Origin of the sequence: Citrifermentans bremense R1 (assembly GCF_000426865.1) — a bacterium.
GTDB lineage: Bacteria > Desulfobacterota > Desulfuromonadia > Geobacterales > Geobacteraceae > Geomonas > Geomonas bremensis.
Map to the genome: position 1 here is coordinate 326,660 of NZ_AUGE01000002.1, position 26,050 is coordinate 352,709.

A 26,050-nucleotide genomic window follows, 5' to 3' on the forward strand; every position below is an offset into this window, starting at 1 on the left:
CCTCCTCGAATTGGCGCTGATTCCAGCGACGGCCCAATTTGAAAGCCCATACTATTTAAAAGTCTTAATACTATCCAGTTTTGTTGAGGGTGCAACAGCACGACTTAAACGCCCAGACATAGATGTCCCACTATGAGCAGCATCTGTCGGCGCATCTTACAACCTATTGAAAGAACGTCGATAAACTTAACATTATGCTGCTGTCTGCACTTGCCCTAACACAGACATTCAAGGCGTTTAAGTGCTTGGCTCCATATTTGCTGCCTACCACTTGTTGTCAAATCCAAAGGAACAGGAGGAAGGCTATGAAGGCTACCAGCAAGATCATCGTCAAATTGTGTCTGTCTGTAGCGCTTTTAGCTGTCGCAGTTCCTGCAGGAGCCGTCCAGATCAACTTTACGGGCGGGACGGTGGTATTGGCCGATGGCTCGACCGGCACCACCAACAACAGCTTGAACTTCAGCAACGTGGCCTACTACGACGAAGGGGCATTCAGGCTGAGGTTCATAGACCAATCCGCCACCTCCTTCAGCTCCTACATCGGTGACTACTATAACGCCGGCAACGACGTCATACACGGTCACTGGGCCACCGGCGATTACGGCACCCTCACGAAGATCCTGGTAACGAAGCTCGACGGTTCCGCTTTCGATTTGAATTACTTCGTACTTACAAGCAATACCGAGGTCGGCGGGTCTTTGGCGACAGGCAACGAGCAGGCGTACATCCACGCCTCTACCGACGGAGTATCCAGCAGCTACGTCGAAACGCTCCCCGCTGAAAACTGGGGCTTCCCCGCTACCCAGGTCTTCCTCGGCCCGCAGTTCGATGACATCAAGGCGTTCTGGTTCACCTCCGGGCCTCGTGTGGACTGCTTCGGCATGGACAACTTCTATATCGACGAAGAAGCTCCGCCGGCCGTGCCCGAGCCGTCTACCATACTTCTGCTAGGCGCAGGGCTCGCGGGGCTGGCTGTGTGGCGCAAGCGCAAGGCAGCATAAGACCCAACCGGCATTTCATAGAAAAAAGGGCCGCGGCATTACGCCACGGCCCTTTTCATTTCAGATCTCGACCCTAACTGTTGCTGCACCGAACATTTCCGACATCTTTTTTACTGTCCAGGTCATGGAATTTCCTACCTACGGCGCGTTCGACAATTTAAGTTTCACAACCGGGGATACTACGCCGCCGATACCGGAACCCTCCACCATCATCCTTCTCGGTGCCGGCCTGGCAGGGCTTGCCTTCGCCAGGCGGAGAGTACGGCAGTAACGCCTCCAGGCAAATCCCGACAGCGGTTTGAGTGAGCTTCCAGAAATGGAAGCCTTCAGTCGTTTGCCCGCTCAAGCTCCGCTTCCCTTCGCGCCGCTGACCTCTTGAACCCATATGTCCCCCCTTGGCCTTCTCGGCATAGTAGGCGGTTCTGCCCGGCAGATTGGGAGCAACTGCTTTTCGGCAAGTACAGCGCTGTATTCAAAAGCAGTGGTGATACCGATCTGCCTGTCGGCGCTGGCAAAGGCAAACCAGCTAAGAACTCCTATTGCTGCTCCGATGCAATAGGAGACCACGATTTTTGTCTCAGTAGATCCATCTTTAGCCTCCTGTCCGTTGACCGAGTACTAACTTAGACACCAACAATCTACCCCGCTTACTTCGTGGCACGGTTACGCGAGGCGGGCGTACGAGCTTCGCAGTCGTGGGTACGAGCTTGGTAGTCGCGGGTACGAGCTTCGTAGTCGCGGGTGCAAGCCTCGCAGTCGCGGGTACGAGCTTTGTAGTCGCGGGTACGAGCTTCGCAGTCGAGGGTACGAGCTTCGTAGTCGCGGGTGCGAGCTTCATAGTCGTGGGTACGAGCTTCGGAGTCGAAGGTACAAGCTTCGGAGTCGAAGGTACGAGCTTTGGAGTCGAAGGTACGAGCTTCGGAGTCGAAGGTACGAGCTTCGGAGCCGCGGGTACGAGTTTTGGAGTCGCGGGTACGAGTTTCGTAGTCGCGGGTACGAGTTTCGTAGTCGCGGGTACGAGTTTCGTCATGGGGGGGATAAGACTCTAACTGCTTTTCACGGCTAAACAAAGTCAGGCTTGGCAAAAGGATAAGAAGGGAAGTACCGACGGAATCGAAGGCAAAAAGATGACTTGATGGGTGGTGGGAATCGGGGGTGCCATGGTGGCACCCCCAGGATGATGTACAGGCGGGTACTTTAGCGAGCGGTTCAGGAGATGGTCGCGCTCATGACAGCAGACCAGGGACCAGGCCCATCCTGTCCATGATGCCTCATTCGAAAGAAGGTGTTTCCAGGTTCAAGGTTGTCCATGACCATGTTCCGTGCATCCGGGAAGATCGCCTTGTGGAACCAGTCTTCCTCCAAGGAGGGGTCCTTCCTGTTCAACTGGATTTCATTGTTGAGCGCGCCGGGCATTGCCGTGGCGCTACCGATTGCCCTCCTCGGGTCCCCTGAGTTGACAACGGTAAAATCAGTCGGAGAGGTCAGGGGTAGCTTTGGCGTCCTACTGTGGGTTCTGCGCTCCTGGGAGATGGTGAATCCGGTGGTCAAAAGGGCATCGGGGTTCCGTACCGATGCTGATTCCAGCAGCGGCGCGACCTCATCTAAAAGAGTCATTATCTCCTGCATCAGCCTGTCCCGCTCGCGAATCAGGATCCGATCACCATTACTGGCCAAGCCGTACGACACCGCAATGGCGTCCACCTTCTCGAAAAGCTGCTGCCGGACCGCCACATTGCCCCCCCATACCGAGTCGGGGTAGTTCGGGTTGTCCGTCAGACAGCGCTTCACCTTCTGACAAAATGATAAGAACTTCGCTGGAGTAGTTTTTCTATAATCGCGACTAACCCTTTTAGGCATCTCCACCTCCTTCGCTCCGGTTCTTGCTACTTGAGCCTTTAGACTGGTTAGAATTTTATAATCTGGTAAAGAGTATAGAGCGTCCGAGGCATGTCAAGGCGCGGACATCGATTTTTTCGATACCTGAAAGCACGCTGGCAACTGCGCTGCAGAAGGGGTAATGCGCAAGTAGGTGCGACAAATATGGGAGGGCGGCCATGGTCGATCCTGCGGAAAAAGAAGCTGTTCATACCCTGTTGAATGCATACCAGCGCTCTTCAAAGCGCAAATCCCGCTTCTTCCTGATAGCCAGGATAGGTTCCGGCTACGCCGCTATGGCAGCCTTCACCATGTTGGCGCTCTTTTTTTCGGCGCTCAATCTCTCCGCGATCTACAAGACCGCGCGCGAAATCACCTATACGGACCTCCCCGCCATCAGCGCGCTGATAAAGCTGCGCGCATCGTTGCAAGCGCAGGAGCGTTATGCCGGGAAGTACGCCATCCTCAAAGACCACGCCTTTATCGACCTGTTCCGCACCCCAGAAAGGGAGTTCATCGCCAACTTGAACATCCTGGAGCAAACAGGGCCGGTTCAAGATCTCGCCCAGTTGAAAACGAACTACAGAAATTATCAGGAGGAGGCGCGGGGGCTTTTCGTGGGTAGCCCCGCAGACCCGACATTGCGTCGCGCATCCGCGACTCAACTCCTCGAATCGATAAACAGCGTGTACGTGAAGCGCCAGGCGAAACTGCATACCGTGATAGAGCAAGCCGAACTCCAGCGCAAGTCCGCAATCAAGTGGACCATCATAATTGCCTGCTCCGGCTTCTTGTTGACCGCCTGGATTGCCCCCTGGGTCACCAACCGCATTTTCAGCGCTACCAGGAAGTTGCAGCTGGCAACCCACCGAGCTTTGACTGGTGACTTCTCTTTTCCTCCACAAATACAGGCGAACGAGGAGATTCTCGATCTGGCTGACGATGTCACCACTATGACCAAAAAACTTGCCGAACTCGAAAACCTGAACTTCGGGTCGAAGCAGCATGCCGGAGACCTGGCCACCGAGATATTCATAGAAGAACAGGTGCAAAGGGGAACGGGGTGTGCCTTGTGCGATATAAGAATGAACGCCTTGGAAGTTGTGGTGGCTCAGCATGGATTCCGGAAGGCGGCGGATTTGCTGCACCTGACCGGCAACCTGCTCCGCCGCGCCGCCATCGAGCACGGTTGCGCCGATGGTTTCCTTGGCCATGTCGGAGGTGACAGCTTCATCGTCGCAGTGTCGCCGGACAGGGTTGAAAGCTTTTCCAAAATGGTGATAGAGAGCTTCGAGACCGAGGTGCCGGCGTTGCTGAACCCCGGCGCGGCGGAAGAGGATGCCGACCCATTGAGCCCCCACCGCCCCGCGTCGGTCACCACAATTACCATTTCGACCATACTTTGCGGTTTGGGTCAGGCGCCCGCTGCCGGGGAGATCGCCAGGGCCATGGACAGCTTCAAGGGCAAAAGGTCAGGGAATTCCTTTCGGAGCGGATGGGACATGGTCTCCTATCCTTTTGTCGCAGCCGTGCTGGCCGTGAGTCTGTTAAGCGGCTGCGCCACGATGCAGTACCAGGAGGGAAGGCAGCCGACCATGCCTCAAATGAAAGAATCGACCCAGCAGGCTACCGAGGCATGGTCCTGGAGAAAGATGATGGGGAGGCAGTTGGATCAGGCGGTCAGGGCCATCCAACGCAAAGACACACAAGGCGCCGCCAGGAGGCTTAGAGCCATCGTCAATCAGCGCGACGTTCCAGGAGTGAGCGATGAGGCGCTCTTCCGCCTGGCCCTGCTCTCGATGAATCCGAGCATGGAGAGGCCTGCATCCGAGAGGGGGATTCAGTTGTTGAAACGGCTAAAGCGGGACTTCCCCAGGAGCAGTTGGGCCGTCCAGGCCGAGCTGCTGCTGGAGCTGATAGATGTGGCCGAGAACCTGAAGACCCAGAGCAGGAGCTTGTCGAACGCCAAGGAAGCGGTTGATGCGGAGAACAGGGACCTTGCTACCAAGCTGAAACAGTTGAAGCGGTTGGATATGGAACTAGAGCAGCGCACGCCGTAATAATTACTTCAACTGACTGTCCTTGCTGCCTCTACGATTGTAGAGCGACTCCGCCTTCTGCCTCTTTTCGATTTCCGATTGGCAGCTGACACAATAGCGTACGCCCGGCACAGCCTTGCGACGCGCTTCAGGTATGGCGGCCTCGCATTCCTCGCAATGGGTTAGACTTTCCCCGGCAGGGAGCCGGCTCTTAGCGAGTTGGACTGCGGCTTCCACCGTAGCATCTATTTGTTCCTGCACCGCCCCATCCCGGGACCAACCGACTGCCATGACCTTTATTCCTCTTGCTTGCGAAAATGAACGTTGCCACCTCTCCGGTAGTACTGAGCATACCTGTGAACCAGTATATCCTACGGCTCAAAATGATTGGGTTTATTTCCTTTCATGCTGACAGGCGGCGCAAAAAAACGGGGCACGATTGCCCCGTTTTCTGTGTACGGTCCTGTTCCAGCTCTTTAGTTATGGAGCAACGACTACGTCGTCGATGTACCAGCCTCCATAGCTGTTAGCTATACTGTCAACGGTATCGAGGACAAATTTGATTTTTACAGTGCTTCCTGCATAGGCAGAGAGGCTCACTGCGACTTGGTGCCATAATGAAGTGTTGTCTGCGGACTGGAATATCTTTGTCCAGGTAGCACCATTGTTGGTAGAGATATACACGAGGCGCCTGTCGTAAAAGGTTCCGCCCTCGGTCTGTTCCCAACTCCAAAAGGTCAGCTCGCCCACCTCAGATCGACCTGTCACGGGTGGTGTCGAAATACATCGGGGAGACAGAGAAGAACCTCTCAGCGCTCTTCGACAAGGCGGAGTACAAGGAGTGGATACTTTTCTTCGACGCGGCGGACGCCCTCTTCGGCAAGAGGACCGATGTCCGCGACTCCCATGACCGGTACGCGAACCAGGAGGCGGCAATAATGAGGGAGTACATCAAGGAAGGAAAAGTTGTTTAGGTTTGAGCTCGGGCGGGATCAGATCCTTCGGCTGTCGTAGGCCCAATGCAGCAGGGCTTGGCGCTGTTTCCTGCGGCAGGTCAATACCCCCTCCGGGCAGTTATGCCTGATCTGCGCTATGTGCCGCACCATAGCCTTCCACCTTTTGATCTGCCGCTTGTCGTCGGGGCATCTCCTCCCCATGTAGTACCTGCAGTACCACTGGAACCATCCTCTCGGGTCGTCGCTGTAGATCCACCCCTTCTCCCGCCAGTAGGAAAGCGGCTTCGAGGCGTTGACGCCGAAGAAGTTGTACTCCGGCACGTGCCGCTCGTGGCAGAGCCTCGCGTTTTCCAACCACTCCCTGGGGAATTCACCGGTGCAGTCGGTCATATACTTCCCGCCGAAGATCCCCAGCTCCAGCATCTCTTGCGGGGTCAGATCGGGCTTGAACTCGGGGTCGAAATTCTCCCCCATGGGCTCGGTCAGGTAGTAGACGTAGTTCTTCTGCATCAGGTCGTTCACGCAGACGCGGATCTTCATGCAGCGGTTCCTTTCGGTGGTCGGCGCCCTTAAGGGCGACTAGGTGAGGAAAATCAGGAAAACGATGCCGACGGCGATGCGGTAGATGCCGAACGGGATGAAGGTGTGGCTGGTAATGATCTTCAAGAGCGCCTTGATCCCGATGACGGCGAAGACGAACGAGGTGACGAAGCCGACGGCGATGTTCTGCCAGTCCCCCATGTGGAAGACAGCGTAGTTCTTGTAGATGTCGTAGCAGGTGGCGGCGAGCATGGTGGGGAGCGCGAGCAGGAAGGAGAACTCCGCCGCGTCCTTGCGGTTCATCCCTATGACAAGGCCGCCCATGATGGTGGCGCCTGAGCGCGAGACCCCGGGAACCATGGAAAGGCTCTGAATGAGGCCGATGGTGAAGGCCTGCCGATAGCTCATGTGGTCGAGGCTGGCGGTGGAGGCGGGACGGTTTTTCATCCAGAGTTCGATGAGGATGAAGGCGATCCCCCCGGCGATAAGCGTGTAGCTCACCAGCGAGGGTTGGAAGAACGACTTGACCGCCTTGTAGAGCAGGTAACCGAGGACCCCGGTAGGAAGGAAGGCGAAGCAGACCTTCTTGAGCAGCTCGGGGCGGGCCAGGAGCTGCTTGCGGTAGATCTGCACCACTGCCAGCATCGCGCCCAGTTGGATGGTGACTTCGAAAACCTTGTGCGCCTCGGATTGCTGCAGCTTCATCAGCGCCGAGGCGAGGATCAGGTGCCCGGTGGAGGAAATAGGGAGGAACTCGCTCAGTCCCTCCACGATGCCAAGAATTATCGCCTCAAATATGCCCACTGCTGCTCCCCTCCCCTACCTATGCGTCGCTTAGAATGAGGCGCATAAAATAACCCATACGGTGAGGCATGTAAAGAGAGGGTTGACCTGGGAAGGTTAGGGGGTTCAAGGGAACAGGTAAGGCAGGCGGGGCGTCGTGCTTCAACTGTCGCGCTGCGACCTCCCGTCTGGAGAATGGAGCGCCGTAAACAACGACAAAGACGCGGCGAGCAGGATGATATGCACTGGAAGCATCGTCCTCTCGCCTGTGGGGAGGTGGAAGGAGATGAGGTCATGGGGGGTGGCCAGGTAGATGGCGACGATGCCGCTGAAATACAGCCCCCCCACCAGCATGCAAAACAAGGCTCCCACCCCGGGGCGGTTCCCCTTGCGGAGATTCCAGACCAGTGACAGGAGCAAAATACCGAGGCTAAGGTTTACGTTGTTCACTACGTAGAGGTACTTCAAAATCACGCCGAGCGACCCATCTGACAAGCGCTGCTGCACCATATCCAGCGATTGCAGACCCAGATTCAGATCGTTTTTCAGCTTGAAAAGGTGTTTTTTCCTTTCCCACAGCCCCCAGCCGGAAAAGGCAAAGGCAACGAGTACGAGGCCTTCGCGCACCTCCCCCCACTGCAAACGCGGCCCTGCTTGTCTCCCCTCGCCCTTTGGGAGAGGGGCGGGGGTGAGGGAGGTGGTATCTCCCGCACCCGGCCTGCCGTCACGCCGTGACCGTTTCAGCAAGAGGAAGAAGGTCGCCACGGCAGCGACGATGGGGACGTACAGCATCCCCTCGTTTTTCAGTTGAAGCACGATGACGCAGGCCACCAAGCCGGTGACCAGGTCTAGCCGGTCGAAGCGCTCCAGCCACCTGCCGAGGTAGAAGGCGGCAAGGCCGGCATAAAGGGCAAGGTAGCCGTCCATGTAGCCGTTCTTAAGCCACGGCCAGGTAAACAACAACGGGATGGCGATTAAGAGAAGGCGCCGCCATTTCCCCCAAAACAAGGAGAGCAGGAGCAGTAGCGCGGGCAATAGAAGCGCGACCAGGCTGAGCTTTGGCAGGTATTCGTTCCAGTAGCCGGCCAGCAGAGCGACCTGGGCAGCAATTATGGGAACGAGATTGGGATAGTCGAGATGGGAAAAGCTAAGCGACGGGACCAGCCAATTCTTGCCGGCGTCGACCGAGCCGCTATAAAAGATCATCTTGCCATGTAAGAACCAGATGGAACGGGCATCCCACCCGGACACCGGCTCGCCCAGCACGACGTAAAGGCAGGCGATATAAAACGCGGCGCATAGCGCCAACCGTTGCGCGCTGCAGAGCTGCCTGACGGTCCCGGGGTGTCTCAGCAAAAGGAAGAGAAATGCGCCGCAGGACAAAAAGCATCCCGTAATGAGCGAAATCTTCAGGTCGGAGAGGAGCAGCACCAGGAAGTGGTTCAGCCCGATGCCGAAAATGAGGCAGCAGGCAAGGCGCTGAAGCGCGACGGCGTCCCCGCTGCCCCCCACCTGCTCCCTGATGCTGCCGCAGAGCAGGGCCAGCAAGGCTCCCAGTCCGAAGAGGTAGGGAAAAATCAGGCTAACGGCAAGCGGCAATGCTGATCCTCCCAGCGCCCCTTACCGGCTTGCACCCCTCGGGCAGGGGTTCGCCCGCGTAGGAAACGTAGACCGCCCCCCTTTCCAGAACCAGCGAAGGGTAGATGCTTTCGGTAATCGGCTGAGTCAGGAACCTGTCCGCAGAGACGGGCTTGGACAGGGCAATGGAGCTAATCCGGTGCTGCCGGACGAAATCCAGGACCAGGAGCGCCTCCGGCGGGAGTACCTCCTGCTCCCCGCAGCGGGGGGTGGAGAGTTTTTGCATCAGCTCGAGGGGGTTGCCGGACCTGTGGCCAGCGACAAGGGCAACTCCCACAATCAGCAGGGCTACCGACATAAGCTTCAAAAATGAAGGATTTTGCTCCATGCGCACCTGCAGGCGAGGCAGGCTCCGGCACCTCGCGCGTCATCTCAAGAGGTTGTATTTCAGGATGCACCTAGGGGCTGAAATACCGGCGAGCAATATAACAGGTTCAAAGACGAAATACATGAAAATATTGCAGTTCATGCCCGGGACGCCGCTTCGAAGGCCCCCTCCCCCACCCCTTGACACACTCCCGCACGGGGAGGGGGAACTAAGAGCGGCTTTCCACGGAATTCCGCGAGAAACCTCCGTTTAGAGCGGGTGCACCTTCTCGTAAGCCGGGTAAAGCGTGCTCTCCTCGCTGCGCAGCCTTCTGGAGAGGATGGAGTACAGCCTGCCGAACGCCTTGGCGAACTCGATGTCGATGGGGGAGTCCGCCGGCGAGTATTTGTCGAAAAAGGCGACGGCATCGGCGGTGATCTCGTGCATGTCCTTGGCGTAGAACTCCACCGAACGCTTCAGCGCCGCGTCGTTTACGGCCTGCCTGTTCAGGACCGGGTAGAGTTGAATGTCTTCTTTCTTCAGGTGGGCCAGGAGTTTCCCCTTGGCCGCGATCAGGATCTTGTGGGCCTCCTGGTTGGTGATCTTGCTGTCCCTCACCTTTGCCAGCATCGCATCGATTTCGATATGGTCCCTTTTCAGCTCGTCTATCAATCTCGCCATCTGCCCCTCTCCTCATAGCTTTCGTTCCACACGTGCACCCGGCGCTTCCCGCAGTGGACATGCGGTGTTTGTTTCTATGAATGAACTATAGGCGCAGCCGTGTTTTGAGGACTTGATGCAGGTCAAGTAAACGATGTCTGAGGACAAGCGCAGAGGCATCGATCATCCGGAGCTGGGGGGAGCAGAGGAGTTTAGCGGGTGGAGCGCGCCTAGATGCGGTTTTTCTTGAGTTCCTGCAGAGGATAGAAGGTGCCGCGCCAGTAGATCCCCCCCTGCCAGAGGTTCAGCAGCATGGTGCGCATCAGGATGTAGACGAAGAGCGCGGAGGTGATCGGATAGGCGATGGCGTACCAGGGGTGGGAGCGGTGGAACCGGGCGCTGTCGGCGACGGTCGCGAGCGTAACGAGCACGGTGGCGAGGTACAGAGCCTGCACAGCGCCGCCGGTGACGAAGATGGCCAGGAAAGGCCAGATGCCGCAGACACTCTGCCCGAAAACCCCGGTCAGCACCAGAGGGACGCTGTAATCGGTGCCGGCGAAGGCGTTTTTCTCCAACCCCCGCACCACCTCCCCCACCGAGGCGTACCACTCGACGAAAAGGTACTCCGGCGCATAGGCCGCTTCCTGCCGCAGCCCCGCCGTTTTTATCAGCTTGCCGAGCTTGATGTCGTCGTCCGGCCGCAGGCGAATCGCCTCGTGCCCGCCGATGCTGCGGTAGGCGTCGGCGCGCAGCATGTTGAAGGCGCCGATGCCGATATGGCAACGGCTTTTGGGGTCGCGCGCCTTCCAGGGACGGGAAAAAAGGGAAAAGAAGATGATGAAGGAAGCGCCGAACATGTCGAGGAAAAGGCTCGGCATCCGCAGCGAGGGGGTAGCCGCCAGGTGGTCCAGGCTCTGCTTTCGCATGAAGATCACCCCCCTCGTCAGCACCGTCGGCTCCATCACGATGTCGGCGTCGGTGAAGAGGAGGTATTCGCCGCGGGCCTGACGGCTTCCCACCCAGAGGGCGTGGTTCTTGCCGAGCCATCCCTGCGGCAGGTGTTCGACGCGGATCACGCGAAGCCGCTCCCGCTCCCGGGACATCTCTTCCAGGATGGCGCCGGTGCCGTCCTCGGAGCGGTCGTCGACGACGATCAGTTCGTAATCGGGGTAGTCGAGGTCGAGAAGCGATTGCAGCGCCTCGCCGATGTTGCGCTCTTCGTTGCGGGCGGCAACGACGATGGAGACGGGCGGCAGCTTCGTCGCCGTGCCGGGATCCGTCTCCCGCAAGGCCCTGACCCGGCGGGCTCCGGTGACGACCTCAAGCCCCGCCAGGCAGACGAGGATGAGGGTCGCAACGGCAATGAGGAAAAGTATGTTCATGGCAATAAGGGCGCTGTCATGGGAGCTATTGGTCGGAGCGGAAGAAGATTCCGTCCACTTGGTAGGTTCTCCCCGTGGCGTCGTCGGAGAAGCAGGGGTTCAAGTCGTGGAGGGCGAATCCCAGGGCCTCGACTGCGCCCATCACCTCGCGAAACAGAGGTTCCCCTTCATACAACGGGTGTAGGGAGAGTTCGAGTTGCAGCCCTTCCAGAAGCGGAATGATCCCCTCTGCCCCGCGCAGAACCTGCAGTTCGTATCCCTGGACATCGACCTTCAAAAAGACCCGGTTGCCGGGCGACAGATGTCCGGCAGCAGCCAAGTCCAGCCGGTTGAGAGGCACCGACTCGACCGCCACCGGTTTCACCCTTGGCTCGGCCTTCAGGTGCGCCTCGTTCACCCGCAAAATGGAACTGCTCTCGGAATTGGCGGAGACGTTTATGGCGGCCTCCCCGGTCGCATCCCCCAGCGCCTGCCGGGGGGCAACCGTTATGCCGGGGTCGCTTTCGGCAAGGCGGGTCAAGGCGGCATGGGCTGCCGGGAGAGGCTCGAAGCAGACGATCCTTCCTCTATATCCTATGGAGCGCAGGTGCCTGGCGTACTGCCCAGTATTGGCGCCGACATCCAAGACCGTGTCTATCTTGTGGCATGACAACATCCGCGCGAGACGCGCGGCCTCGGAGCGCGCCGGGCGGTAGGCGCGCACGTCGACCCCCAGCTTCCTGGCGAACCGTTTGATCAAGAACTGAAGCTCCACATTGTCTCCTTTGCGGCGGAATCAGGAGGTTCGTCCCTCACCGCCCGCCTCGGCGCCCTAGGCCTCAGCTGTGGTTCAAGCCAGCCGACGGTAAATCGCAGCTGTTTCCAAAGCGCAGCGATCCCAGGAAAACTGTTTCAACCTCTGCCGTCCCCGCTCGGCCAGCGCTTCCAGCAGTGCGCTCGTGTGCACGGTAGATTCGATGATGTCACTCATCTCCTCCATGTTCAGCGGGTTGAAATATTTTCCAGCGTCGCCGACGATCTCGGGGATGGACCCCGCGCTGCTGCAGATGACGGGACAGCCGAAGCACATCGCCTCCAGCGGCGGGATGCCGAATCCTTCGTAAAGCGATGGGTAAACGAGGGCGATGGCTGAGCGGTACAGGCTCGCCAGAACGTCGTCATCTCCCGCCACCTGGAACACGGTGCCGGGATCCAGTTCCAGCCTGGCCATGGCGTCCCGCTCTGCCGGGGTGAACTTCCCCCCGCCGAAACAGACCAAGTGGCATTCCCTGCGCAGCCGCTTCGACGCGGCGTAGGCGCTGAGCAGCCCGGAGAAGTTTTTGTAGCCGCCGCGGGGGCCGACGTAGAGCAGGAAGGGGAGCTTCGGAGTCGAGGCAGAGCCAGCCGTCGCTTCACCTTTGGCCATCAATCCGAACCCGTGGTGGACGACGCTGATTTTTCCAGGTTCTATGCCCCTGAGCTCCATCAGGTCGCGCCTGGTCTGTTCGGAGACGCAGATTATGTGGTCCGCACGCTCAGCGGCCATACGCTTGAACTTCGGCGTCCTGTCGGTCGCCGCGAAAAACGACGGCAGCTTCTCGTGGATCATGTCATGGATGGTGACGACCCTGCGGGCGCGGCGCGGCCCGGTCCGGTACGGGAAATAGTAGGTCTCGTGGATGAGGTCCGGGTTGATCCCCCGCAGCATCACGTCCCCCATCAGCATCCCTGCCGCCCGCACCGACAGGGGAAGCCGGGCCGCACCGGGCAGGCGGAACCCTGAGACGAGCCCGGCAGGGAGGCTCTCCAAGTAGGCGTTTATGTGCATGGGGGCCGTGATGGAGACCTCCATCGCGTCGAGGCGGCTGATGCGGGCGGCAAGCTCGCAGACGTAGCGAGAAACCCCGCCGTAGGCCTGCTCATGGAATATCTGCGCGTCGTAGGATACCTTCATCGCTCCCCTGCGCCCGGGGCCCGGGCTATTCCGAGCATAAGCTCCTGGTCGCTTACCGTTTTCGACCCCAGACGGAACCGGATGTACCGCGAGGCGATAGGAGCGAACCAGCCGGTGACCATGCGCAGCAGGCTCTCGTCCACAGGCGTGCGCGAGAAGAGGTGCAGCCTGTTGGCCGTCGCGAAATGAAGACCGAGCCTTGCGGCGATCTGCTCCAGGGTACGGCGCTGGTAGAAGGAGACGTGTTGCCCCGTGGCAAAGGCGTAATAGTTCCAGGCCTCGGGTGGAGGAGGCTCCCCCTGGTACAGCTCCGTACTGAACAGCAGGTAATCAGAACCGAAGCGGGAGAAGGCCTCCTCGATGAAGGGAACCGGGTCGGTGAGGTGTTCCAGGACCTCGAAGGCGGTGACGGCTCTGCACTCCCCCATCCCCTCCCGGTACTCGAAGCCGGGGGTGAGGATGTTCTCGCAATACTTGTCCGCCCAGTAAAAGTCTAAGCCCAGGTCCCGCATCATGCGGGTCAGGAGCCCGTAGCCGCCGGCGAGATCGACAAAGCGTCCCTTCCCCCGTTCCCCGGCAAGCCAGAAGAGCGCCCCCGCGACCTTGGGCGCCAGGTCGATGTTCCTCATCACCAGCCCGGTGTCCGCCGAAGCGATAGCCTTGGCGTAGGCCTCCTCTAGCCAGTGCGGATCCCGCACCGCCAGAAAGCCGCAGCGGCCGCAGAGCTCATAGCCGGCTTCGTGCTTGCCCAGCACGGTGGCCGAGAAGCAGGGTTGCATGGCAGTGGTACAAATCGGACAGCTGTTCATCGGCGGTCGCTCCCGGGGTATGAGCGGGCTAAGAGCCTGCCGAAGAGGGATTTCATTTTGTCCAGGTTGGACGAGCGGTGCCGGCTTCGCGCATCCGCATCCTCGTTTCTCAGCACCTCTCGGGGATGCCTGAGCGGGAACTCCATCGCTTGGCTGCGCAGATTGGAGAGCGCACCGGCGACTTTGGTGTGGGTCGCGCAGGCGTCGAACCCTACGTTACTGACCAGGTTCACCGAGGGTAGAACGCAGAGGCGCCTTTTAAGCCAGTTGGCAAAGACCCACTGGTAATCCCAGGTGTCCAGCCTGCCGCTTTGGACCAGGTCGAAGTTCTTGCGCCACTCGCGTATCTCCCCGGCGTCTTCGAGAAGACCCGAAAACCATGGCTCTTCCTTTACCTCCGGCCACTTCCCCAACGCCACGTCGTAGCTTCCCTGCCAGCGATCCCTCCAGGTCGCCCACCCCCAGATGTGGAAGTACCTGGAGAAGTAATAGCTGTCGCCGGTCGTGGTGGGTCCGAACTGGAAATTGTCCCCGCTGATCATCCCGACGCGGGGATCGTCGCGGTACCGGTCGAGGAGTTCCTGGCAGAACCGGAAGAAAGTCGGGTGCGGCAGGCAATCGTCCTCAAGGATGATCGCCTCCTCTACCTGTTCGAAGATCCAGTCGATACCGGTCGCGACCCTCCGCCTGCACCCCAGGTTCACCTCGGAGAACTCGTGCTGCACCCGGCAGGGCCAGTCCACCTCCGACACGATCCGCCGCACCTCGGCGCAAAGCTCCGCCTCGCCGGCACGACCCGGTCTGGGACCGTCGGCCACCACCAACAGGCGCGAGGGGCGCTCCTTCCTGATGGCCGCGAAGACGCGCACGGTGGCCTCTGGCCTGTTGAAGACCAGCAGCGCGACTGGAGTGGCGAGGGGGGCGTCAGTCATGTTTTATCCCTTCCGGCGGCACGGGTTTACCAGTGAGCGAGCGGTACAAAGAGAGGAGTTTTTCTTCCTGCCGCGCCTGTGAGAAATGCTGTTGCACCCGCTCGCGCCCTCTTTGCCCCATCTCCTCGCGCAGCGCCGGGTCGCTCAGCAACTGGAGAATGCGTGCTGCGAAGCCGGCCGTATCGTCGGCGGCGCAGACGAAGCCGGTTTCCCCCCCGACGACCGACTCGGGGAGCCCGCCGGTGTCGGCCACCACGCAGGGCAATGCGGAAGACATCGCCTCCAGCACCGCTATGCCGTGGCTTTCCCTGAGGCTCGGCTGGAAGTAGAGCTGGGCACGGGCAAGCCATGGGGAGATGTCGGGTACGAAGCCGGGCAACAGGATCCGGTCTTGGAGCCGCAACGCCGCCACCCGCCGCCGCAACGCCTCCAGAAGTTCCCCGTCCCCAAGCCAGACAAAGGTCGCCCCCTCATGTTGCCGCACCACCTGGACAGCCGCGTCCAGCCATAAAAGCGGGTTCTTGTACGGTACGACGTGACCGGCTGTGACCACCAAGGGATCGGCGCTGGCACAGCCCCCCCCCACAACAGCAGAGGAGTTGTGCAGCAGTGCGATCTTCTCCAGCGGGAAGCCCATGGTGGCCGCAATGGCCTGAGCGGCAGCCCTGGACACCGTCGCCACCCGGTTTCTGAACATGGCGCCCACCCGGAGGTAGAGTCTGGGCAGCAACCGGAAGCTATGCTCCGGTACGCTGTGCAGGACGTAGAGCGCCGGGACAGGGAGGTACAGGGCGACCGACATCCTGCCGGGGTCGCTGGTCGACACCAGCACCAGGTCGGGGCGCCAAGTGCGTAGCGTGGGCCAGACAAATTCCAGGTCGTAGAACGGGGTCAGGTACGGAGGGGTCTCAGGCCGGGTGCGGTTCACCGCGCTGAACACAGGGACCCGGTAACGCCCGGCCAATAAGCGCAGCGCATCGTCGATCAGGTGCTCCGGCGTCAGCAGGGCCGACTCGAATCGGTGCCTCTGGTGGATTACCAGCAGGCGCTCCAGAAAGCGCGCGGCGCCGCCGTAAATGAGGCGCTCGGGGACTATGATGAGGACCCTTGCCCGACTCACCGCTTCCTCGCCACCAGGTAGCGCATATCCACGCAGCGGCCGCGCCAGCGGGACCAGACCGGGGGCGGGTCCTGCAGTTCCCTGCAGACCAGGTAATCCTCACCGGCGACGATGTCGCAGGAGAACTCCAGTCGTCTCCTGATTTCGGGCCAGTCGATGTGGTCCTCTGGGGTGACATGGATATCGCCATCGTCCGCCACCGGCTTGAGCCTTAGCCTGAGGGCAGCCGCGAGGTATCTCAGTCCCCCTTTGCGCCTCAAGATCCCCAGCAGGTATTTCCATGACGGCACCGCATGGTTTTGCTCCGACTCCTTTAGTTCCCGCAAGTATTGCTGGTAGGCACTGCCGCGGGCCCAGTAGGAAGGGCAGACTTCATGGTCGATATAGATAAGCCCGCCGGACTTCGCCACCCTGGCGAACTCGTCGACGACGCGGAGGTAGTCGGGGACGTGGTGCAGCACGGAATAGGTCGCCACTAGGTCGAACCGGTCGGAGTCGATGCCGTCAAGGTCACGACCGTTGAGCCTCATGGTCTGCAGCCGGTCGCCACTGCCGGTTACCGCCTGCAGCTCCTTCAGGCTCCCCGGCGATACGTCTGCGGCCAAGACTGCTGCCCCGAGTCCGAGCAACTGTCGGGTGAGGTTTCCGGTCCCGGAACCGAAATCCAGAGCCTGCAGCGTGCCGGCGGCCTGCAGGAGTTCCAGGAGGTACTGCAGCAATTCCCTGATGCGTCGCTGCTCCACCGGGTTGTAAATCTCCCGGTGGCGCGCCTGGTAGAGCGGCGCGAGGAGGTCGTGCAGCTCCCGGTTGTGCTGTACCAGCTCTGCGGCGCAAGGTCTATCGGCTGCCGTGGTCATGGACGGTATCCCCCGCAGGGAAAGAAGAGGGACGTGGCGCGACGGCGTAGCGCGGTGCAAAGAAACCGCCCTTTCAGGAGCCACAGCTTGAGAAGGAGCCTGAAGTTGGCCAGGATGATCCGGTCCGCCTCTCGCTCAACCGTCACACGGTCGGTAGCCGAAATCCCGTTCTGGTCGAAAAGGCAGATGGGAATGGAAACCAGGTCCACGGGGAGGTCCTTGCTGAAAAAGCGCACCCAGAGCTCACCGTCCATGGCGATCCGGTACCCTTGGTCGAAACGGCCGTACCTCTGGAACAGGCTCCGGCGCAAGAGGGTTGCCGGGTGCGGCACCCAGTACAGGGGAGGCCACACGCCGGAAAGGGGGGGATGGGCGTGCCGCTCGCCGGACTGCATCAGGGAGAGCTCGAAGATGACCGCTTCCGCGCGGGTCCCCTCCAGGATGCGCAGGAACAGTTCCGCGTCGAGGTCGGGATGCACCTCATCCCTGCCGTTCAAAAACCAGATCCAGTCCGAATCGGAGTTGTCGATGCCCCGGTTGAAGGCGCTGCCGATCCCCTCCGGCTCGCACCACAGATACTCGACGCTCTCCCGTGCGGCTTTCGCCTGCACAGCGTCCCTGACCGAAGCCGAGCTGCCGTCGACGATCAGGTGCGAGACGCCGGGCAACGCCCTGAGCCGCTTGGCGCTCTCCAGGGTGGCGGCCACGCCGCAAAGATCGTCCTTGGTTACGGTTATGATGGTGAGAAAACGTGCCATGAGGTCACCGCGCCAGCTTGAAATGACGATCGCTCCAGGTGCGCCGCACGCTCCCGAACTCGTCGAGCATGGAGCAGATCCCCTTGAAGTAGCTCTCCGCGGTAAGACGCGAGGCCCTGTCGGCCCCGCGGGCGACCAGCGTCTGCCGCAGCTCGCGGTCCCGGTGCAGCCGGTGCACGGCATCGGCGACATGGTCCGGGTCCTTTGGATCGACCAGCAGTGCTGCGTCGCCCATCTGCTCCTCGGCCCCGGCGACATCGGAGGCGATAACCGGGCAGTGATGCGCGAAAGCCTCTAGGGGGGGGAGGTTGTCCGGTCCGCAATAGGTAAGAAAAAACAGGGCGAAGGCTTGGCGATAGAGGGCGCTTAGATGTTCCCGGGGCACAAAGCCCAGGAAGTGGACCTGCTCATCCAGCCCCAGCTCGGAAACCTGGCTCCGGATGTAGGAGAGGTTCCCCTTGTCGGACCCCACGAAGACAGCCGGCAGCGTCAGGCCGTGCCTTCGCCGCAGCGCCAGAAGGCTTTGCAGCACGCCGTAATGGTTCTTGTGCGGCCAGAATTGCGCCGGGTAGAAAAGGTAGCCCCCCCGGATGCCGTAGCTCTCCAGGACGGCCAGGTCCTTGGCAGGATCGGAGTCCCAGTGAAAGGTCGGGGCAGGGAAAGGGAGGATCCTGATCCGTGCCGGGGGGATCTGGTAGAAGTTCATGATCTCAAGCATCCCGGCTCTGGTACCGGTGACGACATAGGCCGCGCGTTGCAGCAGGTGGCGGTATCCCTCTTCGCGCGACTCCCATTCGTGCTCGATGCTCACCTCAGGAAAGAAGGGGTTGACGCGGTGCTGCAGATCCCAGACCGTGGTGATGTACGGGATATCCTTGCAGAGGCAGGAAGGGACCACCGACCAGATCACGTCGATCCCCTCTTCACGCAGCAGCGCCTTCACGGGATCGGCCCAGCGGTCGAAGAACCGCGAAGACACGCGGCGGGAAACGGCGGCGGCGAAGCAGGCGATCATAACGCGGCAGGCCTTGGCGACGCGGTTTCCGCGATTCGGATCGTCGCACGGTACCACCTTCAAACCGGTAGAGAAACCCGTGGAGGCAACGGCGCTGGTGGTGAAGAAGACGAACTCGTGCCCGCTGGCAGGGCCCAGCGACTCTATGGCACGGAAGATCTCCTGCTGCAAGGTGTACCCGCCGCCGATGCTCGGCGCGTAGTCGCCCATGAAGACTGCAACCCTCATCGATTACCCCGCTTTCCCAACGAAGCATACCCCCCAGGTATCGTTCCCAGGCTCCTTGCCGGTCAACCACTCTTCGACCTGTGCCATGCTGAAGCCATTGCCGGCGTGGTAGCCGGCCATCTCCGGCATGAACAGGTAGCGCATCGTGTGCGTTTCGCTGAGACTATCCACTCTTCCCGTTGCTTTTTCCGTGATCAAGACCTGGTAGTGGACCGCCACGGTATTTGCGTTGCAGTTCACCTCCGGCTCTGCGATGCGGAGGATCTCCATGACGTCATCCTCGAGCCTTTTCACCCGAACCGCGGGAGGGTCAGAGAGCACCGCAGGGCCGTACCAGCAATCGAAGAGGAAGAGCCCCCCCGGAGCAACATGCGCCTTCGCCGTGGCAAAGGCTGCTTGCAGGTCGTCATTGGTTGTCTGGTAACTCATGACGTGGAAAAGTGAGACAACGACGTCGAAGGTTTCACCCAGTCGCGCCGTGCGGATATCCCCTTGAAGAAAGCGGAGTGCGGCCGACGCGGGATCGGAATGCATGTCAGCCAGACGCTTGGCCGCCATTGCCAGCATTTCCGCGGAGAGGTCCATCCCGGCAACCTGGTACCCAAGCTTCATCAGTTCGAAGTCGTGTCTGCCGGTGCCGCATCCAAGGTTTAGGATACTCTTGGCGCCCGGGCAGTGTTTGCGGATCAGCCTGTCGACATACCGCGCCTCGCCGGCGTAATCCTTGTCCTTGTACAGCAGGTCGTAGTAACGGGAGTAATCACTGAAGCAGTTCATCCGAGCACCTCTCTTACTCCCCTTGCCACCCTTTCCATCTCAGGTTCAGTCAGAGCCATGCCGCTTGGAATATAGAAGCCGCGCCTAGCCAGGCGTTCCGCGACAGGATAGCACTCGGCAGTGAACAACCCGCGTTTCTCGAACACGGGCTGCTCGTGCATGGGCCAGAAAAAAGGACGGGTGCCGATACCAAGGGCAGCGAGCCGCTTCATCGCCTCTTGCGCATCAAACGGCACCGTGTCTTCCAGCACCAGCCCGTAAACCCAATAGATGTTCTCGGCATAGCCGGTCCGGGGAAGAGGCATCTGGATTCCCGCCGTGCCCCTGAGCAACTCCGCGTAGCGCCCCCCCATGACCCGCTTGCGGGCGACGAACCGATCAAGCCTTTCAAGCTGGGCCAAGCCCAGCGCCGCTTGCAGATTGGTCATGCGGTAGTTCCAGCCGAGCTCCTCGTGCACGAAACGCCTGTGCGCCTGGAAGCAGAGATTACGCAGTCCTCTGCAGCGTTCGGCTAGATCGGGATCGTCGCAGACGACCATGCCGCCTTCACCGGTCGTTACGTGCTTGTTGGGGTAAAAGCTGAAGGTGCTGATGTCGCCGAATGAGCCACACGATCTGCCGCGGCAGGTCTGGCCGTGCATCTGCGCCGCGTCCTCTATTATCCTGAGATCGTGTTCTCTGGCCAGCTCGAGGATAGGGCCCATATCGACAGGGAGACCGTAGATGTGCACCACCATGATGGCCTTGGTACGCTCGGTGATCCTGCCGGCGACCTGCTCCGCCGACATGTTCCAGGTGACGGGGTCAGCATCCACCAGCACAGGCGTGGCGCCGGCCCGCACAACGGCGGCGGCGCAGGAGATGATGGTAAAGGTGGGAAGTATCACCTCGTCCCCGGGTCCAAGCCGCAGGGCCTGGACTGCGATGTCCAGCGCGCCCGAACCGTTGGCGACGGCTACGCCGTGCTGCCGCCCCACCCTCCCGGCGAACTGCTCCTCGAACTGGCGTACGAAGGGCCCTTCGGAGGAGATCCAGCCGGTATCGATGCACTCCTGCAGGTACTTTTTTTCGTTGCCGTCCAGCAGGGGCTCATTGACCGGGATGAAGTCACTCAATAGGTTTCACCACGGCATCTGCTGCAGTTATCCCCGCGAAGCGGGTCTTGTCAGCCTCGCCGGCGTACGGTCCCTGCTTCACCTCGACCATCTCGATCTCCTCCAGCGCCTCGAAGCCGTGGCCACCGGAAGCAAGGAGAATGACGTCTCCTGCCTCAAGGATCCTGCTTTCCAGATAGCTTCTGTCCTCGTCATAAAAGTCGACGCGCAACCTCCCTCGCTTGAGAAACAAGACTTCCTGCGTGTTAAAGACTTCGCGCAAGACCGGGTTGTGAACGTGGGGCAGGATGATCGCCCCGGCGGGATGCCTCATATAGGCTAACTGCTGTGAGAACGCATCGGGCGTGAAGAAGTGGACTCCCGGTTTTGCAAAGGAGTTGGTGACGATTATGGCCAACGGAGTGCCGGCGTGGGTCACTTGCTCAAATGTCACACTACCTCCCAAGGCAACTCGAGGAGTTCCGCTCTCTTGGCATCGCGTGCCGCCAGCACCTTCGGATGCGTCAGACAGGATTGCACCGAAACCTCAGGCAGGAAGGAACCCGCGAGGTCATTACGCACGAAGAAGGCGTTGAAACCGTATCTGTTGCACCCCACCAAGCGGTATCCTTTGCGGCGCGCCAGTTTCACGAAGGCAGACAAACTGGCTCCGAAATAATCGGGATGAACTGAGAACCTATCGAAGTCCGGGCGGTAAGGCACTGTCACAGACTCGTCAGGATAGAACAGGTCCTGGTACTCAACCATTACCACACGCGGCAACACAGCATCAAGGCTTTCCCAAAGCCAGTAGTCGACCCCGTCCACATCAAGGGAGAAGAGATCGATTTCGCCCGAGAAGCCTTCTTCTGTTATCAACTGATTGATGTTCTCCGCCGTGACCCAAGCCTGCCGCAGGCGCGGCGGCGACAGCCAGGTGTCCGCATGACGCTGGTAAAAGACCCCCGCTTCAGCTACGAGCTGGGCACTCCCCTCAACAAGCAGGGCGTGGCAGCCCCAGTTGGTTATGAGATTCGTGGTGTTACCACCTGACGGCAAACCAGCGGCTATGTCCAGCACCACCCTGTTGGTGAAGCCGATCAGGGCAAAAAGATATAGGAGCAGGCCGTCCTCGTCGGTTTGCGAATAGACCCTGAAACCGGTATCCCTGAAGCAGGGAAGCACGGCACCGCGGGACAGCATCTCCTGATACTGGAAAAAGAGATTACGCTGGATGAGTTGACTGTTTTGTCGCGATTCAAACGGTAGTGAGGCATCTAAGGCGTTGCCCAATTTTCTCAGCAGGAAATCTTTCATTACATCTCCGCTCATCACATCTTTATCTCGAGCTCGTCAGTGTCGCTGTTCAGCCAATCGTCGACTTCGACGATCTTACGGAAGTTGTCATCAAAGTACAATTTTTTATCGTAGACGTAACGGTTGTAGAGGTAGAGGATGCGCGCCGGCAAAAAGTGCCATGATTCCAGGCCGAGCAGGATCTTGGCCATGGTCATGACAACCAGTTTTACGGCGCCTACCGTTGAGCGCTTGAACATCTCAGGGAGTATCCGTCCTTTCCGGCGGTGGCTGCGGTATGCCGTGTAAGAATCGCAGAACCCCTGGTTGCCGACCCTCTTGAGGAGGTACTTTGCGGTCATCCTCTGCGGCGGGATGAGGTGGCGAATCACGGAGCGCCCCGTATAGGCGAACTTGTACCCCAGGGCCTTCACCTTCAGATTCAGGCCGGTCTCGCCATCGCCGACCCAGGTGCCCGCGGTGTTTTCGGGGTTGAAGCCTCCGGCGGCGAAAAACGCAGCGCGGCGGATGCCCTGATGACAGCTGTAGACCATGTCGTCGCGGGAAACTATCAACTCCTCCGCCTTGTCCCGGGCAGTGAGGCTCAGGTATGCGTTCCACAGGTGACGCTTGACCCAGGCCGGCGGCTCAGTTTGAAACTGGGGAAGGATGAGTCCGGTGGCGCAGCCGACATCGGGGAAAAGTTCGAAGACCCGGACCAGTTCGGACAGAAGCCTGGGATCTGCCACCATGTCGTCGTCGGTGAAGTACAGGATCTCGCCGGCTGCCAGTTTCGCCGCGCTGTTGCGGGCGAAATGCACGCCCTGGCGCGGCTCGAAGCAGTAACGGACCGCCACTGGAGCACGGCCGAGATATTCTGCCACAACTGCGGAGGTGTTGTCAGTAGAGTTGTTGTCGGAAACTATTATCTCATACCGGTCCCGCGGATAATCCTGATCAATAAAGCTTTCCAATGTCATCGAGAGCAGCGCCGCCCTGTTATAGGTCGGGATGATGACTGATAGGTAAGGCGCTGGTTCACTCCGCATCGCGGTTGCTCCCGATCTCGCCCACGAAAAGGACGCGGTTCTCCTCAAGCTCCTCAACATGGCGCAGCTTGAAGAACTTCTCGAATTCGGTCCGGAACCAGTCCTGGGTGTACCAGACAGGCAACGGCGGCGCCACAGTGCCGTTCCAAAGGCCAAGAGGCATGAACTCGATGAAGACGTATCTGGCACTGTACTTGGAGACGATCTCGAAGAAGAGTTCAAGGGGGAGCTTGCGCCCCAGCACCAGGTGGTGTACCACCGCCAGCACCACCACCGCATCGGAGCAAAAGCGCAGGTACGGCGGAGGCTCGTAGTAGGTCATCAGCGGGTACATGATGTCCAGCAAAGCGGCGGTGAGCGGGAGCCCCTTGTCTTTGGCGTTTTCGTACATGGCGTCGACGGCGTTCTCGTCGCAGTCGGTGCAGACCACCTTGCTCACCTTGCTCCGCTTCAAAAGGAGTTCGGAAAATACTCCCTGATTCCCCCCGAGTTCCACGACCGAGCGGATCTGGTAGCTGTCGATCAACTCCATGATCCTTACGAAGCGGCGCGAGGGAAGAGGCTCTCCGTTGGGGTCGTGGTAGGCATCGTGGTAGTCGCCCCAGGCGCTGCCGCTGCTCCTGATCCTAATCCCCGCCGTCTTATCCAGCAGTTTTTCCAGGTTGAAGGGGTTCAGGGCGAGGCGTTTTTTCAGCGCGAGCACAAGCGACACCCCCCGGCGCAGGTGATCGGGGTGCAGCGCCCTGAGCGGAGGGTACCGGTAGAGGAGATAGTTCTCGCAGGTCATGGCGTCGGTGAGGCTCAGACTGAAGAGCGACCTCCTGGCCAGATAGGAGTTGCCCTTGCTCCAGAGCCTCAGGGGATAGAGATAGGAGGTGAGAAATTCGTCGTAACAGGCCCAACCGTTGGTATCGGCGACCTTGATGAAGCTCCCCAGATCGACAAAAAGCGGGGTCGCGTGGTCGAAGCAGATGTTGTAGGGGTGGCAATCCTTTGTCTCGTACCCGAACTTCCGGGCGGCGAGGTTCACCCGGAGCACCGTGACGGCGGCCTCCCGGAGCATGGCAAAGGACCACTCGAAGGGATAGCTGATGTTGTCCACCTTCCGGTGCTCGAGCACCAGGCCGTACCCCGCGAGCTGAAACTGCGTGACCCAGGTCTGGGGAAGAAGTTTCTCCGCGACCAGGGCCTCGACGAGGCCGCAGGAGAAAAGCCCGAGGACCTCCGGCACCATATCGGCGTAGATGCCCCTGAAGATCCGTCCCCGCCACCTGAAGATGCGCCCGCAGGCGTCGACGCTCATCTTGGCGAATTCGACCTCGGAGAGGTCAAGCTCCTTTATTTCCGGTTCCGTCTGGTCCAATCAGCCCCCATTTCCGGTCAGTAATCTCGCCGCGACAACCTTGACCCGGCGCAGGCAACGGTTGCGCGGCCACTCGTAGCGCAGCATCAGCTTCAGTCTTCGCAGCAGCGGCAACTGCTTCAGGTGGCGATAGACCACCTGCCTTACTACCCGCTGCGTCTCTCCGTTTTGGTCCTGCTCATAGGTCTTGGTGCCGCGCAGGTACCGGTAATTGCCGAAGGTGCGGTCCAGGTAGACGACGTTGGCTGCCTGGACCGCCTTCAGGATGAATTCGACGTCCATGGCGTAGTGCTCGTCCAGGTCGTAGAGCCCGATCTTGCGGTGCAGCGAGGCGTGGTAGAAATATGCCGCGGGGTTCATCGGGAAGGCCTCCATGAACCTTCCGGACAACAGGTTCTCGTAGCTCATCCTGAACGGCCTGCTGACGAAGAGGAGCTTGCCGTCGTCGTCCCAGACGTTGCAGTTACCAACCAGCAGGGACGGGTCAGGCAGCCGCTCGAAGAGGGCGATGGCCGCTGAAAGCGTCCCCGGCTCGTAGAAGTCGTCGACGTTGAGGAAGCTCACCACGCTGCCTGCAGCCATGCCGAGTCCCTTGTTCATGGCGTCCGACTGCCCCCGGTCCCTTTCCGAGATCCAACGGATGTGGCTGTGGTTCGCGGCGTAGCGCCGGATGACGTCGACGGTCCCGTCAGTCGAGCCGCCGTCGACGACGACATGTTCTACACCAGGGCGCAGCTGTTCGATCACGTTCAGGATGCAGGACTCCATGAACCGGACGCCGTTGAAAACCGGGGTGATTACCGAAAGCATGGCGCCCCTGACCTTTGTCGTGACATCTTTTTCTTGCACATCTTCAATGCCTGCTCGTAGGAAACCTTGTCGTAGATCTGCAGCTTGCCGTCCACGGTGGCATCGTGTATCTGCCGGCCATCCCTGTCGTAAAAGAACTTGGCAAGGCGATAGGACAGCTCGGATGCTTCCAGATCAGGCAGATGCCACTGCTTCTGGCTGAAGTAGCGGGGGTCGAAATGATTTTGATCCTCCCCTGAGAGGAGCTGTTCTTCATTGGGCGCGCCCACCGCCTTGAAAGAGTGGTCGACGCCGACGAGGAACACGTTTTGAAACCCCATGTAATATGCCAGTTGCATCGCGACATAGGTTACGGTGTAACCCTCAGTAATGGGTTGCTGCAACTCCCGGTAGAAGGAGTACGGAGCGGGAAAATAGGAGTCCGTTGCCAAAAGGTATATGTGCTCAAGCTCGCGCACGATCCCTTGTGCAGCCCCAAAGGAAAGAAACGAGGGGCAACCGAGAGATTCGAACTCCTCGGCGCTTTGCTTTATCACCAGATCGTTGACGGCAACATGGTAGTCGAGGACGAGGTCAACCCTGTCGAAAAGAAGATATATCTTGTTCATTCCGAAGGTGTGGTAATCGTTGAGCAAGGAAAGGTCCATCTTGTTCAGGGACGGTCCGTTGCCTATGATGAAGCAATCCTCGCCACGATGGATGTCTTTGAACCTGGACAGCCGCCGGGAATGACGAAAGTACCACTGAAGGTACAGCCTGTTGTTCCGGTATTTGAGGATGGTGCTCAACTCATCCAGGGGCTTGGTCAGAAATCCCATCTGTGTC

Annotated in this window: 30 protein-coding genes; 4 read left to right on the forward strand and 26 right to left on the reverse strand. The window is 59.8% G+C overall.

What is annotated here, in order from left to right; all coding sequences use genetic code 11:
- Positions 1-305 precede the first annotated feature (305 nt).
- Positions 306-1,001 carry a PEP-CTERM sorting domain-containing protein gene (locus K419_RS24020; RefSeq protein ID WP_026840414.1) on the forward strand — a complete coding sequence of 232 codons (696 nt, stop codon included), beginning with the start codon at positions 306-308 and terminating at the stop codon, positions 999-1,001.
- Positions 1,002-1,125: 124 nt separating this feature from the next.
- Positions 1,126-1,272: a PEP-CTERM sorting domain-containing protein gene (locus K419_RS24400; RefSeq protein ID WP_084154103.1), complete on the forward strand. Its 147-nt coding sequence runs from the start codon at positions 1,126-1,128 to the stop codon at positions 1,270-1,272.
- A 376-nt stretch (positions 1,273-1,648) separates the two neighbouring features.
- On the opposite strand, the gene K419_RS23440 is transcribed toward K419_RS24400, so the two are convergent.
- The gene (locus K419_RS23440) at positions 1,649-2,071 is read right to left on the reverse strand and encodes a hypothetical protein (protein WP_156912171.1); all 423 of its coding nucleotides are present in this window, start codon (positions 2,069-2,071) and stop codon (positions 1,649-1,651) included.
- 139 nt (positions 2,072-2,210) lie between these two features.
- Positions 2,211-2,861: a hypothetical protein gene (locus K419_RS0103820; RefSeq protein ID WP_026840416.1), complete on the reverse strand. Its 651-nt coding sequence runs from the start codon at positions 2,859-2,861 to the stop codon at positions 2,211-2,213.
- A gap of 197 nt (positions 2,862-3,058) precedes the next feature.
- Between K419_RS0103820 and K419_RS0103825 the strand changes: the two genes are divergently transcribed.
- Positions 3,059-4,939, forward strand: a complete 1,881-nt coding sequence (locus K419_RS0103825; protein ID WP_026840417.1) for a hypothetical protein — start codon at positions 3,059-3,061, stop codon at positions 4,937-4,939.
- A gap of 3 nt (positions 4,940-4,942) precedes the next feature.
- Here the strand turns inward: K419_RS0103825 and K419_RS0103830 are convergent, their stop codons facing one another.
- Both K419_RS0103830 and K419_RS24405 read right to left on the reverse strand, forming a co-directional pair.
- Positions 4,943-5,209, reverse strand: coding sequence for a DksA/TraR family C4-type zinc finger protein (locus tag K419_RS0103830; protein WP_026840418.1), 267 nt, complete (start codon positions 5,207-5,209; stop codon positions 4,943-4,945).
- Positions 5,210-5,398: 189 nt separating this feature from the next.
- Positions 5,399-5,686 (reverse strand): choice-of-anchor J domain-containing protein, encoded by a 288-nt coding sequence (locus tag K419_RS24405; protein WP_226377616.1) that lies wholly within the window; start codon positions 5,684-5,686, stop codon positions 5,399-5,401.
- On the opposite strand from K419_RS24405, the gene K419_RS0103835 reads away from it, so the two are divergent.
- The gene (locus K419_RS0103835) at positions 5,680-5,892 is read left to right on the forward strand and encodes an AAA family ATPase (RefSeq protein WP_226377620.1); all 213 of its coding nucleotides are present in this window, start codon (positions 5,680-5,682) and stop codon (positions 5,890-5,892) included. The genes K419_RS24405 and K419_RS0103835 overlap by 7 nt on opposite strands.
- An 18-nt stretch (positions 5,893-5,910) precedes the next feature.
- Here the strand turns inward: K419_RS0103835 and K419_RS0103840 are convergent, their stop codons facing one another.
- The 22 genes from K419_RS0103840 to K419_RS21545 form a co-directional block, all read right to left on the reverse strand.
- On the reverse strand, positions 5,911-6,414 hold the full coding sequence (locus K419_RS0103840; protein WP_026840420.1) for a hypothetical protein: 504 nt from the start codon (positions 6,412-6,414) through the stop codon (positions 5,911-5,913).
- A gap of 39 nt (positions 6,415-6,453) precedes the next feature.
- Positions 6,454-7,218, reverse strand: coding sequence for an undecaprenyl-diphosphate phosphatase (locus tag K419_RS0103845; protein ID WP_026840421.1), 765 nt, complete (start codon positions 7,216-7,218; stop codon positions 6,454-6,456).
- A 141-nt stretch (positions 7,219-7,359) separates the two neighbouring features.
- Positions 7,360-8,796 (reverse strand): hypothetical protein, encoded by a 1,437-nt coding sequence (locus tag K419_RS21520; RefSeq protein ID WP_035496839.1) that lies wholly within the window; start codon positions 8,794-8,796, stop codon positions 7,360-7,362.
- Positions 8,780-9,163 (reverse strand): hypothetical protein, encoded by a 384-nt coding sequence (locus K419_RS0103855; protein WP_026840422.1) that lies wholly within the window; start codon positions 9,161-9,163, stop codon positions 8,780-8,782. The genes K419_RS21520 and K419_RS0103855 overlap by 17 nt, the downstream gene beginning before the upstream one ends.
- A 249-nt stretch (positions 9,164-9,412) precedes the next feature.
- Complete coding sequence (locus K419_RS0103860; protein WP_026840423.1) at positions 9,413-9,823, reverse strand: hemerythrin domain-containing protein; 411 nt, start codon at positions 9,821-9,823, stop codon at positions 9,413-9,415.
- A gap of 209 nt (positions 9,824-10,032) precedes the next feature.
- Positions 10,033-11,184, reverse strand: a complete 1,152-nt coding sequence (locus K419_RS0103865) for a glycosyltransferase (protein WP_026840424.1) — start codon at positions 11,182-11,184, stop codon at positions 10,033-10,035.
- Positions 11,185-11,209: 25 nt separating this feature from the next.
- Positions 11,210-11,938: an FkbM family methyltransferase gene (locus K419_RS0103870; RefSeq protein WP_026840425.1), complete on the reverse strand. Its 729-nt coding sequence runs from the start codon at positions 11,936-11,938 to the stop codon at positions 11,210-11,212.
- Positions 11,939-12,013: 75 nt separating this feature from the next.
- The gene (locus K419_RS0103875; RefSeq protein ID WP_026840426.1) at positions 12,014-13,117 is read right to left on the reverse strand and encodes a glycosyltransferase family 4 protein; all 1,104 of its coding nucleotides are present in this window, start codon (positions 13,115-13,117) and stop codon (positions 12,014-12,016) included.
- A complete protein-coding gene (locus K419_RS21525; RefSeq protein ID WP_051292858.1) occupies positions 13,114-13,926 on the reverse strand; it encodes a class I SAM-dependent methyltransferase in 813 nt (270 codons plus the stop codon). The genes K419_RS0103875 and K419_RS21525 overlap by 4 nt, the downstream gene beginning before the upstream one ends.
- Entirely contained in the window at positions 13,923-14,858 is a 936-nt protein-coding gene (locus K419_RS0103885) for a hemolytic protein HlpA (protein ID WP_026840427.1), read from the reverse strand. Before K419_RS0103885 ends, K419_RS21525 begins: the two co-directional genes overlap by 4 nt.
- Entirely contained in the window at positions 14,851-15,978 is a 1,128-nt protein-coding gene (locus K419_RS22710) for a glycosyltransferase family 4 protein (RefSeq protein ID WP_051292860.1), read from the reverse strand. Before K419_RS22710 ends, K419_RS0103885 begins: the two co-directional genes overlap by 8 nt.
- Positions 15,975-16,835, reverse strand: a complete 861-nt coding sequence (locus K419_RS22715) for a class I SAM-dependent methyltransferase (RefSeq protein WP_026840428.1) — start codon at positions 16,833-16,835, stop codon at positions 15,975-15,977. The genes K419_RS22710 and K419_RS22715 overlap by 4 nt, the downstream gene beginning before the upstream one ends.
- Positions 16,832-17,593, reverse strand: coding sequence for a glycosyltransferase (locus K419_RS0103900; protein ID WP_026840429.1), 762 nt, complete (start codon positions 17,591-17,593; stop codon positions 16,832-16,834). Before K419_RS0103900 ends, K419_RS22715 begins: the two co-directional genes overlap by 4 nt.
- Positions 17,594-17,597: 4 nt before the next feature.
- Positions 17,598-18,836 (reverse strand): glycosyltransferase family 4 protein, encoded by a 1,239-nt coding sequence (locus K419_RS0103905; protein ID WP_026840430.1) that lies wholly within the window; start codon positions 18,834-18,836, stop codon positions 17,598-17,600.
- 3 nt (positions 18,837-18,839) lie between these two features.
- Positions 18,840-19,613, reverse strand: a complete 774-nt coding sequence (locus K419_RS0103910; protein WP_026840431.1) for a class I SAM-dependent DNA methyltransferase — start codon at positions 19,611-19,613, stop codon at positions 18,840-18,842.
- Positions 19,610-20,728: a DegT/DnrJ/EryC1/StrS family aminotransferase gene (locus K419_RS0103915; protein ID WP_026840432.1), complete on the reverse strand. Its 1,119-nt coding sequence runs from the start codon at positions 20,726-20,728 to the stop codon at positions 19,610-19,612. Before K419_RS0103915 ends, K419_RS0103910 begins: the two co-directional genes overlap by 4 nt.
- The gene (locus tag K419_RS0103920; RefSeq protein WP_026840433.1) at positions 20,721-21,161 is read right to left on the reverse strand and encodes a cupin domain-containing protein; all 441 of its coding nucleotides are present in this window, start codon (positions 21,159-21,161) and stop codon (positions 20,721-20,723) included. Before K419_RS0103920 ends, K419_RS0103915 begins: the two co-directional genes overlap by 8 nt.
- Complete coding sequence (locus K419_RS22720; RefSeq protein ID WP_026840434.1) at positions 21,158-22,024, reverse strand: hypothetical protein; 867 nt, start codon at positions 22,022-22,024, stop codon at positions 21,158-21,160. Before K419_RS22720 ends, K419_RS0103920 begins: the two co-directional genes overlap by 4 nt.
- Before the next feature lie 14 nt (positions 22,025-22,038).
- Positions 22,039-23,052: a glycosyltransferase gene (locus K419_RS0103930; RefSeq protein WP_026840435.1), complete on the reverse strand. Its 1,014-nt coding sequence runs from the start codon at positions 23,050-23,052 to the stop codon at positions 22,039-22,041.
- Positions 23,042-24,415, reverse strand: coding sequence for a class I SAM-dependent methyltransferase (locus tag K419_RS0103935; RefSeq protein WP_026840436.1), 1,374 nt, complete (start codon positions 24,413-24,415; stop codon positions 23,042-23,044). The genes K419_RS0103930 and K419_RS0103935 overlap by 11 nt, the downstream gene beginning before the upstream one ends.
- Positions 24,416-25,225: a glycosyltransferase family 2 protein gene (locus tag K419_RS0103940; protein WP_026840437.1), complete on the reverse strand. Its 810-nt coding sequence runs from the start codon at positions 25,223-25,225 to the stop codon at positions 24,416-24,418.
- Positions 25,213-26,043, reverse strand: coding sequence for a 6-hydroxymethylpterin diphosphokinase MptE-like protein (locus K419_RS21545; RefSeq protein WP_084154110.1), 831 nt, complete (start codon positions 26,041-26,043; stop codon positions 25,213-25,215). The genes K419_RS0103940 and K419_RS21545 overlap by 13 nt, the downstream gene beginning before the upstream one ends.
- Positions 26,044-26,050 lie beyond the last annotated feature (7 nt).